Origin of the sequence: Methylobacter sp. sgz302048 (assembly GCF_052162025.1) — a bacterium.
Classification (GTDB): Bacteria; Pseudomonadota; Gammaproteobacteria; order Methylococcales; family Methylomonadaceae; genus Methylobacter.
Window position 1 is genome coordinate 1,588,039 of sequence record NZ_CP197401.1, and the last position, 12,534, is coordinate 1,600,572.

At 51.3% G+C, this 12,534-nt stretch carries 14 protein-coding genes; 1 reads left to right on the forward strand and 13 read right to left on the reverse strand.

Features of this window, described 5'->3' with window-relative positions; translation table 11 throughout:
• Positions 1–159 precede the first annotated feature (159 nt).
• The 8 genes from ACTNE6_RS07445 to ppnP all read right to left on the reverse strand — a co-directional run bounded on the left by ACTNE6_RS07445 (position 160) and on the right by ppnP (position 8,837).
• The gene (locus ACTNE6_RS07445; protein ID WP_194969865.1) at positions 160–1,275 is read right to left on the reverse strand and encodes a GGDEF domain-containing protein; all 1,116 of its coding nucleotides are present in this window, start codon (positions 1,273–1,275) and stop codon (positions 160–162) included.
• Positions 1,276–1,701: 426 nt separating this feature from the next.
• Positions 1,702–2,094, reverse strand: coding sequence for a DUF2721 domain-containing protein (locus ACTNE6_RS07450; RefSeq protein WP_194969864.1), 393 nt, complete (start codon positions 2,092–2,094; stop codon positions 1,702–1,704).
• 93 nt (positions 2,095–2,187) lie between these two features.
• Positions 2,188–3,384 carry an EAL domain-containing protein gene (locus ACTNE6_RS07455; protein ID WP_442499184.1) on the reverse strand — a complete coding sequence of 399 codons (1,197 nt, stop codon included), beginning with the start codon at positions 3,382–3,384 and terminating at the stop codon, positions 2,188–2,190.
• Positions 3,384–3,659 (reverse strand): hypothetical protein, encoded by a 276-nt coding sequence (locus ACTNE6_RS07460; RefSeq protein ID WP_442499185.1) that lies wholly within the window; start codon positions 3,657–3,659, stop codon positions 3,384–3,386. Before ACTNE6_RS07460 ends, ACTNE6_RS07455 begins: the two co-directional genes overlap by 1 nt.
• A 240-nt stretch (positions 3,660–3,899) precedes the next feature.
• Positions 3,900–6,005 carry an elongation factor G gene (gene fusA / locus ACTNE6_RS07465; RefSeq protein WP_434484916.1) on the reverse strand — a complete coding sequence of 702 codons (2,106 nt, stop codon included), beginning with the start codon at positions 6,003–6,005 and terminating at the stop codon, positions 3,900–3,902.
• 376 nt (positions 6,006–6,381) lie between these two features.
• Positions 6,382–7,971, reverse strand: a complete 1,590-nt coding sequence (locus ACTNE6_RS07470; protein WP_442499186.1) for an ABC-F family ATPase — start codon at positions 7,969–7,971, stop codon at positions 6,382–6,384.
• 73 nt (positions 7,972–8,044) lie between these two features.
• Positions 8,045–8,518, reverse strand: a complete 474-nt coding sequence (locus ACTNE6_RS07475; RefSeq protein WP_442499187.1) for a LabA-like NYN domain-containing protein — start codon at positions 8,516–8,518, stop codon at positions 8,045–8,047.
• Between the two features lie 4 nt (positions 8,519–8,522).
• The gene (gene ppnP / locus ACTNE6_RS07480) at positions 8,523–8,837 is read right to left on the reverse strand and encodes a pyrimidine/purine nucleoside phosphorylase (RefSeq protein ID WP_194969858.1); all 315 of its coding nucleotides are present in this window, start codon (positions 8,835–8,837) and stop codon (positions 8,523–8,525) included.
• 221 nt (positions 8,838–9,058) lie between these two features.
• Between ppnP and ACTNE6_RS07485 the strand changes: the two genes are divergently transcribed.
• Positions 9,059–9,430 carry a hypothetical protein gene (locus ACTNE6_RS07485; protein WP_442499188.1) on the forward strand — a complete coding sequence of 124 codons (372 nt, stop codon included), beginning with the start codon at positions 9,059–9,061 and terminating at the stop codon, positions 9,428–9,430.
• 10 nt (positions 9,431–9,440) lie between these two features.
• On the opposite strand, the gene ACTNE6_RS07490 is transcribed toward ACTNE6_RS07485, so the two are convergent.
• From ACTNE6_RS07490 to smpB, 5 genes are read right to left on the reverse strand one after another with little or no spacing between them, the layout of a single operon-like run.
• On the reverse strand, positions 9,441–10,016 hold the full coding sequence (locus ACTNE6_RS07490) for a class I SAM-dependent methyltransferase (protein WP_442499189.1): 576 nt from the start codon (positions 10,014–10,016) through the stop codon (positions 9,441–9,443).
• The gene (locus ACTNE6_RS07495; RefSeq protein ID WP_442499190.1) at positions 9,994–11,055 is read right to left on the reverse strand and encodes an NAD(P)/FAD-dependent oxidoreductase; all 1,062 of its coding nucleotides are present in this window, start codon (positions 11,053–11,055) and stop codon (positions 9,994–9,996) included. The genes ACTNE6_RS07490 and ACTNE6_RS07495 overlap by 23 nt, the downstream gene beginning before the upstream one ends.
• 26 nt (positions 11,056–11,081) lie before the next feature.
• Positions 11,082–11,435, reverse strand: a complete 354-nt coding sequence (locus tag ACTNE6_RS07500; protein WP_442499191.1) for a HopJ type III effector protein — start codon at positions 11,433–11,435, stop codon at positions 11,082–11,084.
• A 17-nt stretch (positions 11,436–11,452) separates the two neighbouring features.
• Entirely contained in the window at positions 11,453–12,019 is a 567-nt protein-coding gene (locus tag ACTNE6_RS07505; RefSeq protein WP_442499192.1) for a hydrolase, read from the reverse strand.
• A gap of 8 nt (positions 12,020–12,027) precedes the next feature.
• Positions 12,028–12,513 carry an SsrA-binding protein SmpB gene (smpB, locus tag ACTNE6_RS07510; RefSeq protein ID WP_194969852.1) on the reverse strand — a complete coding sequence of 162 codons (486 nt, stop codon included), beginning with the start codon at positions 12,511–12,513 and terminating at the stop codon, positions 12,028–12,030.
• Between the last annotated feature and the right edge of the window lie 21 nt (positions 12,514–12,534).

A 12,534-nucleotide genomic window follows, 5' to 3' on the forward strand; every position in this document is an offset into this window, starting at 1 on the left:
CAGCGGGGTAGGCCGGGCGGATAAACCCCGCATTTCGAAGCTGCCGATGCCGGGTTTCCGCTAAAGCTCCAACTCAGCCTACATAAACTCTGATTTCATTCGCCAAAACCTTAGCCAAGTCCTTAAAGCTTATTGTGCTTGAATTGATGCGTATGCAGCCTATGCGTTCCCGTCTTCATCAAGGCTCGGGTCGTACCATACCACCTTGTTGCGTCCGGCCGCCTTGGCGCGGTACAAAGCCTTGTCGGCGGTTTTGACCATATCGACTGCTTTCAGATTCTCTTTCGCATACAAAGTTACGCCGCCCATGCTGATCGTAACGTGGCCTAAAGTTGAATCCTGATGGGGAATGCCCAGTTTCTCGACGGAGCTGCGCATGCGCTCGCACACCGCATAGGCATCGTCCCGTGTCGTCTGGTTAAGCAAGACAACGAATTCCTCGCCGCCATAGCGGGCGACAAGATCTATGCTTCGCCTCGCCGATTGGGAAAGCGCCATCGCTACTTGCGCCAGGCAGTGGTCGCCCTCTTGGTGACCGTAGCGATCATTGAATTTCTTGAAGAAATCGACATCCACCATGATCAGCGATATCGGCTGTTTGGAACGTCGCGCGCGCGCCCATTCCTGTTCCAGAATCATGTCGAAGCGGCGACGGTTGGCCAGATGGGTGAGCTTGTCTTCGCCGGCGGCATTTTCAAGGCCGAAACGCGACAGTAAACTCTCCAGTAAATCCGTATGTAGCTGGCGCGCCGAATACGACAGGCTGACGCCCATCAGCAATATGACCGGTATTGCGCTCCAGCCCGGTTCATTGTCCAGCACGAACAGCACCGGCACGAGCGGTCCCAGCGTTCCTAAAAGAAAGGCGGTGTAGACTGACGGAAGCGCGCTGAGCCGCGGCAGGGCGCTTACCGCGATCACGCCAAGCATGAGGATGACAACTAATTTTGTTGTCAGCGACAAATAGGGGAACAACACCGCGGTAAGTCCAAAGCCTAGACCGGCAGCTCCCGCAGCAAATATATCGGGTGTAAGCGCGCCTCTTTTCAAGGCGTCTTCGGCAATATAGCGAAGAGCCCGGCGGCCCGCAAACAATTGCCAGACGCCGCCGGTCATGGCGATGCCGAGCCATGCAAGAAAAATGGAAAGGGGGAGCTCCTGCCAGAGATAAATGGCGAGCAAAGTGACATGTGCGCAATGGATGGCAAAAGCCGCCGTTGCGCGCCTATAGAGCTGCCGAAGCAGTTGTGCGAAAAGTTGTACGGGGTCAATCACTGCAAGTGGTCCTGGCGCTAATAAAAATACTGAGACTTAACGCCCGGTGTTTTTTTGTTTTGGCCGAAAAATGGAAGGGATTGAATACGATATTTGCCGTTCTGTAAACCAAAGAACTTGTTTTCACTATAGTTTTTGATATTTGATAATTATATGTCCATTTTGGCAGGACTAAAGGCATAAAGCAAGATTGAGCCAGTACATATTGACTGGATAGTACGCCGTTGGGGTCTGATTCGCTTGTGCCTTTAGCGTATTCGACCCGGGTCTCCGAGATATGCAGGCAGTAAATACCCTACAGGGTAAAAACCTCCGCGCTATCGATCTGGGCGCAACGTCGGTTGGCTTACATATATTCAGCATTCATGCAAAGCGGGCTACTAACGTGAGGCCTGTTGAATCGAGTATCGGAACGGGCCTCGCGAATCATCCGGCTTCCATATCTTCAAGCTCAATGTTGAGCGCTTTGGTCGAAATCAGTAATTCACTGACTGAAGCCAGCAGCGACAGTACTATAAATACCATGCTGATGCCAAATGCGAGGCTGCCGTAATTTTGCAATCCATAAAAAATCAGCGCCATGGCCAGTATGCAGCCGATAATGCCGATGACCGCCAACAATTGCATGGCGATGATAAAGCGTATGCGTAGCCTCAGGCTTTCGATCTGTTTTTTAGCCACCGGACTTTGGGTTTTGTTGAACAGGTTATGTTGCTCTCGAATGCGGCTGGCAATGGCCAGAAAACGGTTGGTGTATGCCAGAAACAGGACAGAAATGGCAGGAAATAAAAGGGCAGGGGTTGTGATGGTAATGTCCATGATAGGTTGACGGCAATGATTCTTGGAACTGATTCGGGTTTGAAGCTCTTTTCATCGCTTGTATGGATGGTCAAAGCGTTTTGGCGGCGTGCGCTATGCCGGCTCCTCAACAATATCTACCGACAGGATGCGCTCCTTGTCGAGTCTGAGCGACAGTGTTTTGCACAGGCGGCCGGTGCTGAAATCCCTGTATTGTTCGGAAGCAACAATACCATGAGTGTCACTTACATTTTCGAGCGCCAGCAGTTGATAGAAATAAGGCCGCCAAGACCAGTTAAAGCCGATTTCCCCAGCTTCTTCAAACCATTTTCCGCCGGCAAAATTAAAGTTGGATGAGATCTGGTTGCCTTCGTTATTGCATAAATAAAACCTGAGTATGCCGCTTTCTTCAAACGGATGCGCCGACAATTCGTTTAAATTGAAATCGGTAGCCAAGGCCTGTCGCAGAAGCTCAATCAGATCCTTAACTTTATCGGCGGATTGCAGTTTCCGGGCTTCCTTGCGCAATACTCTTTGCAGGAATGTTTTCCTGAGCGATTCGATATGCCGCTGATAGTGGTCTGGCTTCTTGAATTCAGCCGCTGCCGGCGAAAACAGGTGGCCCTGCACATATTGGGCGCCGCAGCTTAATGCGTAAAAGAATTCATTGTCGGTTTCGACGCCTTCGCAGACGATAAGGCAGGCGGTGCGTTTGCTAAGACGCGCCAACAGATGCACCACTTCGTTGGCGATGCCGCCTTTGGTAGCCTGTTTGAACAGCCGCATGTCCAGCTTGATAACGTCGGGGCGGATGGCTATGACCCTTTCCAGTTGCGAAAAGCCGGCGCCAAAGCTGTCAATGGCGACTTTCAGGTTGTGCTTGCGATATTCCCTGGCGACCGCGGCGATTTTATCGAGGCTGCCCCGGGTTGCGGCAATTTCGATAATAATCCTGCTTCTGTCTATGTTGAGCTTATCCAGCATCTGTAAGGTGGGCAATGCTCTCAAATCTGAAACCTTATCAATCCATGATGCGGAAATGTTGAGCGTCAGATAGCTTTTGTGATTTAGCTGGCAGAATTTCAGCAATGCCTGATGGCGAACCGTGCGATCCCAGGCTATCAATTGTTCCTCGGTAATATCCGGGGAAGAGAACAATTGGCCGGCAGAAATGACCTGTCCGTTTTCATCATATTGCCGGGCTAATGCTTCGTAGCCGACGATGAGCCCGCTGGCGACGCAGATAATGGGTTGAAAATAAGGAAATAGTTTGTCTGCTTGTTCAAAATCTGCGTTTTGTTCTAAATTCATTATTGAAGCCTTTGCTGTTCTTTGAATCGGGTAATAGCGGCATCGGAAAGAATAACGAGTGGCAGTGCGCCAAGATATTGAATGGCGTGATAATATTTTCCAAAGCTGTGAATGTTGAAAATTATCAGGTCGGGCTTATTGGCCAAAATCAGGATTGGCATATGGCTGTCCGATGCAGTCATTGTCATTACCGAATAGCCATGTGTTATGGACATTTCTGCCAATAATGGGTCAGTAGCTCTGTCTTCAATCAGGAGTATTTTTAGTGCGCTCATTTCTACGATTAAGCATGACTCGTGCCATGAGCTGTAAATGGCCAGCAATGTTATGCCAAAAGACGTAAGCAAACTCGTTGGCTGCCGTTAGATGCGCCAATATGGCACATACGCATCATTTTGGTGCGCATGCTTGTTTGAGCTTTTTGAGGGGCCCAAAGTAGGGCAGGAGAGATGCTTATTTATGCGATAAGGAAAATGCAGCCGGGCAGATTGCCTGCCCGGCACACCTTTATTAGCTTACTTGTTTTTGTTGCGTTCGTTGACTTCTTTAATCACTTCATCAGCCACGTTTTTAGGGCATGGCATGTAATGTGAGAATTCCATCGAGAACTGGCCGCGACCAGAAGTCATGGTGCGCAAGTCGCCGATATAACCGAACATATCGCTCAGCGGCACGTCAGCTTTGATACGCACTCCGGTAACGCCGGCGTCTTGCGATTTGATCATGCCGCGGCGACGGTTCAAGTCACCGATCACGTCGCCAACGTTCGCTTCAGGTGTAAACACGTCCACTTTCATAATCGGTTCCAATAATTGCGGAGCCGCTTTAGGAATGGATTGGCGATACGCTGCGCGAGCGGCGATTTCAAAAGCGATAGCTGACGAGTCAACTGCGTGGAAGCCGCCGTCGGTCAGGTTTACTTTGAAATCCAAGCATGGGAAACCTGCCAATACGCCTTTGTCGACACTGCCTTTGAAGCCTTTTTCAACAGCCGGCCAGTATTCGCGCGGTACGTTACCACCGGTCACGGACGATTCAAACACAAAACCGCTGCCTGGCTCGCCCGGCTCGATGATGTAGTTGATTTTCGCGTACTGACCGGAACCACCGGACTGCTTCTTGTGGGTGTATTCGTCTTCAACGCGTTTGGTGATGGTTTCACGGTAAGCTACTTGTGGCTTGCCGACGTTCACTTCAACGCCATGGGTACGTTTCAGGATGTCCACTTTAATATCCAAGTGCAGCTCGCCCATCCCTTTGATGATGGTTTCGCCGCTTTCCTCGTCGGTTTCGACGCGGAATGAAGGGTCTTCCTGTATCATCTTGCCCAAGGCAATGCCCATTTTCTCGTTGCTGCCTTTGTCTTTAGGCGAAATGGCGATAGAGATAACGGGATCAGGGAATACCATCGGCTCCAGAGTAGCCGGCTTATCAGGATCGCACAAAGTATGTCCGGTCTGAACGTTTTTCAAGCCGATCAGCGCGACGATATCGCCGGCTTGTGCCGTTTCAATTTCGGAACGGTTATCGGCGTGCATTTCCACCATCCGGCCAACCCGTTCGGTTTTGCCGGTATAGGTATTCAACAAGGTATCGCCTTTTTTCAGACGGCCTGAATAGATCCGGATGAAGTTCAAAGCGCCAAAGCGGTCGTCCATGATTTTAAAGACCAATGCACGCAGTGGGCGGCCGGCATCGACGATCGCGTGTTCGCCGGTCGGGTTGCCTTCCAGGTCGACTTCGGGTTGCGGGTTGACTTCAGTCGGGCTGGGCAGATAATCAATAACGCCGTCCAGCACCAACTGTACGCCTTTGTTTTTGAATGAAGAACCGCCGTAAGTCGGGAAGAAATCCATCTTAATGGTACCCTTGCGGATGCAGCGCTTGATCTCGTCAATGCTGGGCTCTTCGCCTTCCAGATATTTTTCCATGATTTCGTCATCCTGATCGGCAACCTGGTCGATCAGTTTTGCGCGCCATTCTTCCACATCCGCTTCCATATCGGCAGGCACGTCCGTAATTTCGTATTTCATAGGGTCGCCGGAGTTATCCCAAATCCAGGCCTTGCGGGTTAACAGGTCAACCACGCCGGAGAATTGGTCTTCGCGCCCGATAGGCAGGGTCATTACGACTGGTACGGCACCCAGCACGTCTTCGACTTGTTTGATAACGCGGAAAAAATCGGCGCCTAGTCTATCCAGTTTGTTGACGTAGATCAGACGGGCGACTTTGGAGTCGTTGGCATAACGCCAGTTGGTTTCGGATTGCGGCTCGACACCGCCTGAACCGCAGAACACGCCGATACCGCCGTCCAGAACTTTCAGCGAACGATACACTTCGATCGTAAAATCAACGTGGCCCGGAGTGTCGATGATGTTGAAGCGGTGTGGTTGAAATTGGTTTTTACTGCCTGCCCAAGAACAGGTGGTAGCCGCCGATTGAATGGTAATGCCGCGTTCAGCTTCTTGCTCCATGAAGTCCATGGTTGATTCGCCTTCGTGAACTTCGCCGATTTTATGGATTTTACCGGTGAGCTTTAAAATACGCTCTGTAGTGGTTGTCTTGCCAGCATCAACGTGTGCGAAGATACCGATATTTCTGTAAAGCGATAAATCAGTCATGTTTGTACTCTAGTTGTATAAAAAACTTGCCGTGACTACTCTTAAATAAATTACTCAAGAGGGTTCGTACCGGGGCGCAGGAGCGATCTGCCGCGGGTATTTGCTTTGCTCCGCAGTGGCTGAAAACCATCGGTTTGGATAAAACCCGCAGGATACCTACAGATTGCTCAAGGCCAAGTGAGGTAGCGTTTGTTGAAGTCACTGTCACCGCTCACTCGTCCAGATTCGAAAGGGCGCTATTTTAACTAAAAGTGAGACAGAAATACAGGAAACCGTTAATTTGTCTTAACAAATAACAAAATCCCTGCATTGAAGCGGTTTACAGTCGGCTCCGGTCAACAGGAGCAAGACGGCTTTCGCATCTTGCTCTTCCTTCTTAAACGGCCTGGCTGTTCAAATAGTCCTCGTAATTGCCGCTGAAATCGACAATGCCGTTCGGCGTCAGTTCGATAATACGTGTCGCCAAGGACGAGACGAATTCACGGTCGTGGCTGACGAAAAGCAATGTGCCGGGGTAGTTTTCCAGCGCCATATTCAATGATTCGATTGATTCCATGTCGAGGTGGTTGGTCGGTTCGTCCATGACCATAATGTTGTTCTTTTGCAGGATCAGCTTGCCGAACAACATGCGGCCTTGTTCGCCGCCGGAAATGACTTTGACCGATTTCTTGATTTCGTCATGCGAGAATAGCAAACGGCCTAATGTGCCGCGTATGACCTGGTCGTCGTCGGTTTCCTTGCGCCATTGGCCCATCCATTCAATCAGCGGCATGTCTTCGGCGAAATCGTCGGCGTGATCCTGGGCAAAGTAACCGACTTCGGCGTTTTCAGCCCATTTGACTTCGCCCGTATCAGGCGTCAAATCGCCGACCAGCGTGCGCAGCAACGTCGATTTACCGATGCCGTTAGGGCCGATGACGGCCACGCGTTCGCCGGCGGCGATCATCAGATTCAGGTTTTTGAACAACGGCTGCTCGCCGTAACCCTTGCTCAATCCTTCAACTTCCAAAGCCAGACGGTGCAGTTTTTTGGTCTGATCGAAGCGGATAAACGGATTGACCCGGCTCGACGGCTTGACTTCGTCCAGCTTGATTTTCTCAATCTGTTTGGCGCGCGAGGTGGCCTGTCTGGCTTTCGAGGCATTGGCCGAGAAGCGGCTGACGAAGGTCTGCAGTTCGGCGATCTGGGCCTTTTTCTTGGCGTTGTCGGCCAGCAGGCGTTCGCGCGCTTGCGTCACGGCGGTCATGTAGTCATCGTAGTTGCCGGGATACACGCGCAGATCGCCGTAATCGAGGTCGGCCATGTGCGTGCAGACGCTGTTCAGGAAATGGCGGTCATGCGAGATGATGATCATGGTGCAGTCACGCTCGTTCAGTACATTTTCCAGCCAGCGGATCGTGTTGATGTCGAGGTTGTTGGTGGGCTCGTCGAGCAGCATGATGTCGGGATTGGCGAACAGGGCCTGGGCCAATAGGACACGCAGTTTCCAGCCCGGCGCGACGGCGCTCATGAGGCCGTAATGCTGTTCGAGCGGGATGCCGAGCCCCAGCAGCAATTCGCCGGCCCTGGATTCGGCGCTGTAGCCATCCATCTCGGCGAACTCGACTTCCAGTTCGGCAACTTTCATGCCTTCCTCTTCGGACATCGCCGGCAGCGCGTAGATGCGGTCGCGCTCTTGCTTGACGCTCCAGAGTTCTTTATGGCCCATGATGACGGTGTCGATCACGCTGAATTCCTCGAACGCGAATTGATCCTGACGCAGATTGCCCACCCGTTCGTTGGGTGTGATCATGACATTGCCGGAAGTGGGTTCCAGATCGCCGCTCAGTATTTTCATGAAAGTGGATTTACCGCAGCCGTTGGCGCCGATCAGACCGTAACGGTTGCCGTCGCCGAACTTGATGGAAATATTTTCAAACAGGGGTTTAGCCCCGAACTGCATGGTAATGTTAGCTGTAGAAATCAAGGTTTTGTTCCGAGAGTATGTATAAGGTTCAAAATAAGGTTATGGATGACCGGCGGGCAGTTATTTAGTGCATTTATAACAGCAGCTTGTCATCGATGGCGATAAAGCGGTCGGCCGAGCCGACCAGCGACGGCGCCGTCAGCGCCGGTACACCGTAGACTTCCGTAGTCACATGGCAAGCGTTACGGACTTTGTTGAGCAGCAGGGCGAAGTCGCCATCGCCCGATACCAGAATGATGACATCGACTTTGGGTGCATAGTCGATGATGTCGAGCGTAATGCCGACGTCCCAGTCGCCTTTGGCCGAACCGTCACTGCGCTGAATGTAGGGCTTCAGTCTGACTTCAAAACCGATATTTCTGAGTATCTGCTGAAACCCCAGTTGTTTGCTGTCGCCTTTGTCGATGGCGTAAGCGAATGCCGCGGCCACTTCTCTGCCGGTTGTTGCCCGGCTCCAGAATGCGTTGTAGTTGAAATGGCGCTGATAGCTTTGCTTGACGGTGTAATAGATATTCTGCACATCGACAAAGATGGCGGCTTTTTCCATCTAATTATTTTATAAATGAACAGCAATAGTCGGTGGGCGTTTTGATTCTGACAGTGAATTTGGCATTGGCCGGCACATCGAATGATTCGCCGCCTTTAATCGATTGCCATTCATCGCTTCCGGGCAGAAGCACATCCAGATCGCCGTCGATAATTTCCATCAATTCCTTATCAGCTGTATTGAATGTATATTCGCCAGGCAGCATGAATCCCAGGGTTTTTACCGAACCGTCGGCAAAACGGATAGTACGGCTGCTGACATTGCCGCCAAAGTAGACATTGGCTTTTTTAACGACTGATACATTGGTGAATTCTGACATTGTCTGTCCTTAAAAGTTGAGACTGGATAGAGATAAAAAAGACCGTAATGATAACAGATTGTCTCGGCTGTTGTTCGGTTTTAGCGCATTTTTCGAGGCATGTGCTTTTTGTATAGCGGCAAAGGCATCGCTGCCTGATGACTTATCGTCAGTGTTTATGCCTATGGCATTAAGCCTCGAAAGGTAGTAGTTTCAACGCACCATTCTATGGAGGCATAGCCATGAGGTCTGTATTAACCCTGTCAGTTGTGCTTTTTTTACTGGCTGCGTGCAGCCAGCCGCAAGTGCGGGAAGTGAAATATACTATGGACACCTTCGAGCCGACTGTCGATGTCGAGGTTTTGAGTACCTGGCCTCGGGATCGCAAGTATTTTGCAATCGGAGAGCTTGAAGTCAGCACCGGCGATCAGGCTAACGATGCCCTGGTAAGAAAAGCCAGGCAAATGGGCGCCGATGCGATAGTCGTAGGGCCAGGCCGTGAGCGTAGTCAGGTATACGTGCCTATTGATTCGCCATTAAATACAAATTCCACCAGTTTTCGCGGCGTTCCGCTGTATAGCGTTCGCGCCGTAGCTATAAAATACGAGCCTTAGAACCGGCTTGTCAGCCTATTTTCCTGACTGTAAAAAGCCTGGGGGCTGAATCTTTGTGTTCGGCGCTGTAAACAGTATTGACGCTGAATAGCTTTGTATCCAGTTGTGCGCACCAGTCTCTGACCTGATCGGTTTCCTGGTTGCCACCTGCATGGCCCGGATAAGCGAGGATCGTGATAAGACCTTCGGTTGCCAGCAGCCGGCTGGCGTTGTTCAGGGCCTGCAATGTCGAATCGGTGCGCGTGATAATGTTTTTATCGCCGCCCGGCAGGTAACCCAGATTGAACATGATGGCGCTGATTTTGCCATGGTACTGCTCGGGAATTTTTTCGGCCATGAACGCATGGCTGGCATGAATCAAGGTCAGGCATTCAGGATGGCTTAATGGCCCGCATCTGGATCGCGTTGAATCCAGCGCCGCCTGTTGTATATCAAAGCCGTAAACCCGGCCGGTCGGCATGACTTGCTCAACGAGAAACAGGGCATCATGGCCGTTGCCTACCGTGGCATCGATGGCAATATCGCCCGGATGGAGTCTGTCTTTGATCAGGTTATGGGCTTCTTTAACCAGGGAAATGCGTGTCATGATGGCGTTGGATATTGCAGGATGGAGGTAGGGGCGCGCTATTTAGCAGGGAGTCGGCAAAACGCTGGCCGTACCAGGGAATCTGCAGGCTGCCTTTGGCGCCAAAGCCATTGAAAACGGCGATTTGCGGATGATGCGGATGATAGCCGATAAAAGGAGAACGGTCCTGCGTGCAGGGTCGGATGCCTGCCTGCTGGTTTATCAGGGTGGTTTCAAGCGCAGGCGCAATTTGCTTCAGCGTAGTCAATAAATAGTCGCGGGCCGTATCGGTAGTGTCAGTGTTTAAGCTGTCGCGGTCAAAAGTGGCGCCGATCCGGATCTGGCGGTCAGTTAAAGGGATCAGCCAGTTGCCGTAGTTAAGAATGTTGTCCGGTAATTCGCCGGCATGAGCCAGCGTTAATATTTCGCCTTTTGCCGGCCGGAAAGGCAGCCATGAAAACCAGCGGCTCCGGCTCGCGTGATGGCCGGTGCAGAAAATGATCCGTCTGGGCGAAATATCCCGCCAGCGAAGCGACGGTTCGAGCTGAATGTCGCGGTCATCAAATTCCGCCAATCTGTAGCAGCCTTTGGCAATAAAAAATTCTCTCAAACAGCCCAACACCGGCCGGGTCAATAAATAACCGGTCTGCTTTTGCTCTATGAATCCGAAAGGCGTTTCCAGAAAAGGTATGGTATTGCCAGATGCTGTGATGGCCCCTAAATAGTTTTTATACTTTGGGTCGTTGAGCCGTTTTTGCGCGTGTTTTGATTCGGCCTCGCTGCGAAATATGCGCAGCATAGGTTTCTCGGTGTAAAAAGACTGCTGGAAAAATGCCGATAACTTGGAATAATACTGCTTTGCGGCCGGCAATAAATCGTCGATATCGTCGGATTTTACGAAACGCAGGCCGGTAACCGGATTGATCAGGCCGGCGGCTACCTCTGAGGCATTCTCCCGGCCGTTATCGATAATGACGACTTTGCAGCCGCGCTGTATCAGTTCCCAAGCGAGCAAACTGCCGGCCAATCCCTGGCCGATGATCAGAAAATCCACAGGCATGATTATCTGATTTTGTTAGGCTAAGATTATTTTGCAGTCAATGGTTCGCTTTTGAAACTAATGCCGTCCCAGCCGTATTTCATGAAATTCCTGATATTGGCGTGGCCAGTGCCGTTTGGATCATTTAAAACGTCTACCCGGTAATAATCGCCGAACAGGTTTAATGTCTGTTGTTGGTCGAATCCGTTTAGGCGGGCGAAGGCAAAAATCTTGCACGAACCTTCATTAGTGCCGGCTGGACTGACGACGACATCATCGTTCAGGCCGTTGCTGAATTCCGTCGGCTGGTAGTGGTAATTTTCCGTAATGACGGCCATGGTTTCATCGAAACCGACAGGTGCGTTGTTTTTTATTTTTTCAATAAATGCTGTAAGTGACATGAGTAAGATTCAAGGTATTAACGAAGAAAACCTGACAGGTGTTTGAAGTAGGGGTGAGTCGAATCTCTCAGCCATTCGAACAACACCGATTCGTAGTTGGTAATGATGGCGCCCTGATGCTGCATGCGCTGTAAGGCGTAGTGTTTGTGTTCCGATTTGCGCGAGCAGACGGCATCCATGGCTACGTGAACCTGATAGCCTTCGTGCAGCAGTTCAAGGGCCGTCTGCAAAACGCAGACATGGGTTTCCTGGCCGACCAGTATGATCTGCTTGCGTCGGCTGTCCTGCAGTGCCTGGGTAAAGCCCTCGGCCGCGCAGCAGGAGAAGCCGGTTTTTTCGAAAACCTGCGCGGTTTCGGGCAGCTTTTCGATGACGGACGCAGCGGTAGGCCCCAGGCCTTTGGGATATTGTTCGGTTACTAGTACGGGAATATCCAGCAGGCCAGCGGCTTCGACCAGCTTGCCGGCATTTACGGTCATCAGTTCGGCATCCGGTCCAGGCATGGCGGCCGACAGCCTGGGCTGTAAGTCAACGACGATCAGCAGGCTGTTTTCCGCTAAGAGGAGATTGGAATGTGTGTTCATTTTTTACCTTAAGCGTGCTTCATGATGCGGGCTTTTTCACGCTGCCAGTCGCGGTCTTTTGAGGAGGCGCGTTTGTCGTGCAATTGTTTGCCTTTGGCCAGGCCGATTTCCAGTTTGGCGCGGCCTTTTTTCCAGTGCATGTTCAACGGGACGATCGTGTAACCTTTGCGTTCCACGGCGCCTATCAGCTTGTTGAGCTCATGACGGTTCAGCAGCAGCTTTCTTTGGCGGATGGCCTCTGGGTTGACATGGGTCGATGCCGAAGCCAATGCTGAGATATGCGCGCCGACCAGCCAGGCTTCGCCGCGCTTTATGGTGACATAACTTTCTTTTAGCTGTACGCGGCCTTCGCGCAGGCTTTTCACTTCCCAGCCTTCCAAAACAAGACCCGCCTCGAACCGCTCCTCAATATGATACTCATGAGTAGCCTGGCGATTCTGGGCTATTGTGTTGTTTTCTTGTTTTTTATTTTTCTTGGACTTTTTATCGGCCATAGTGTGCTGGTTGAGATTTTA

Coding starts and splice junctions, on each gene's coding strand:
- ACTNE6_RS07450 (WP_194969864.1), bottom strand. CDS start 2,094: ATGGACATTACCATCACAACCCCTGCCCTTTTATTTCCTGCCATTTCT.
- ACTNE6_RS07455 (WP_442499184.1), bottom strand. CDS start 3,384: ATGAATTTAGAACAAAACGCAGATTTTGAACAAGCAGACAAACTATTT.
- ACTNE6_RS07460 (WP_442499185.1), bottom strand. CDS start 3,659: ATGAGCGCACTAAAAATACTCCTGATTGAAGACAGAGCTACTGACCCA.
- fusA (WP_434484916.1), bottom strand. CDS start 6,005: ATGACTGATTTATCGCTTTACAGAAATATCGGTATCTTCGCACACGTT.
- ACTNE6_RS07475 (WP_442499187.1), bottom strand. CDS start 8,518: ATGGAAAAAGCCGCCATCTTTGTCGATGTGCAGAATATCTATTACACC.
- ppnP (WP_194969858.1), bottom strand. CDS start 8,837: ATGTCAGAATTCACCAATGTATCAGTCGTTAAAAAAGCCAATGTCTAC.
- ACTNE6_RS07485 (WP_442499188.1), top strand. CDS start 9,059: ATGAGGTCTGTATTAACCCTGTCAGTTGTGCTTTTTTTACTGGCTGCG.
- ACTNE6_RS07490 (WP_442499189.1), bottom strand. CDS start 10,016: ATGACACGCATTTCCCTGGTTAAAGAAGCCCATAACCTGATCAAAGAC.
- ACTNE6_RS07495 (WP_442499190.1), bottom strand. CDS start 11,055: ATGCCTGTGGATTTTCTGATCATCGGCCAGGGATTGGCCGGCAGTTTG.
- ACTNE6_RS07500 (WP_442499191.1), bottom strand. CDS start 11,435: ATGTCACTTACAGCATTTATTGAAAAAATAAAAAACAACGCACCTGTC.
- ACTNE6_RS07505 (WP_442499192.1), bottom strand. CDS start 12,019: ATGAACACACATTCCAATCTCCTCTTAGCGGAAAACAGCCTGCTGATC.
- smpB (WP_194969852.1), bottom strand. CDS start 12,513: ATGGCCGATAAAAAGTCCAAGAAAAATAAAAAACAAGAAAACAACACA.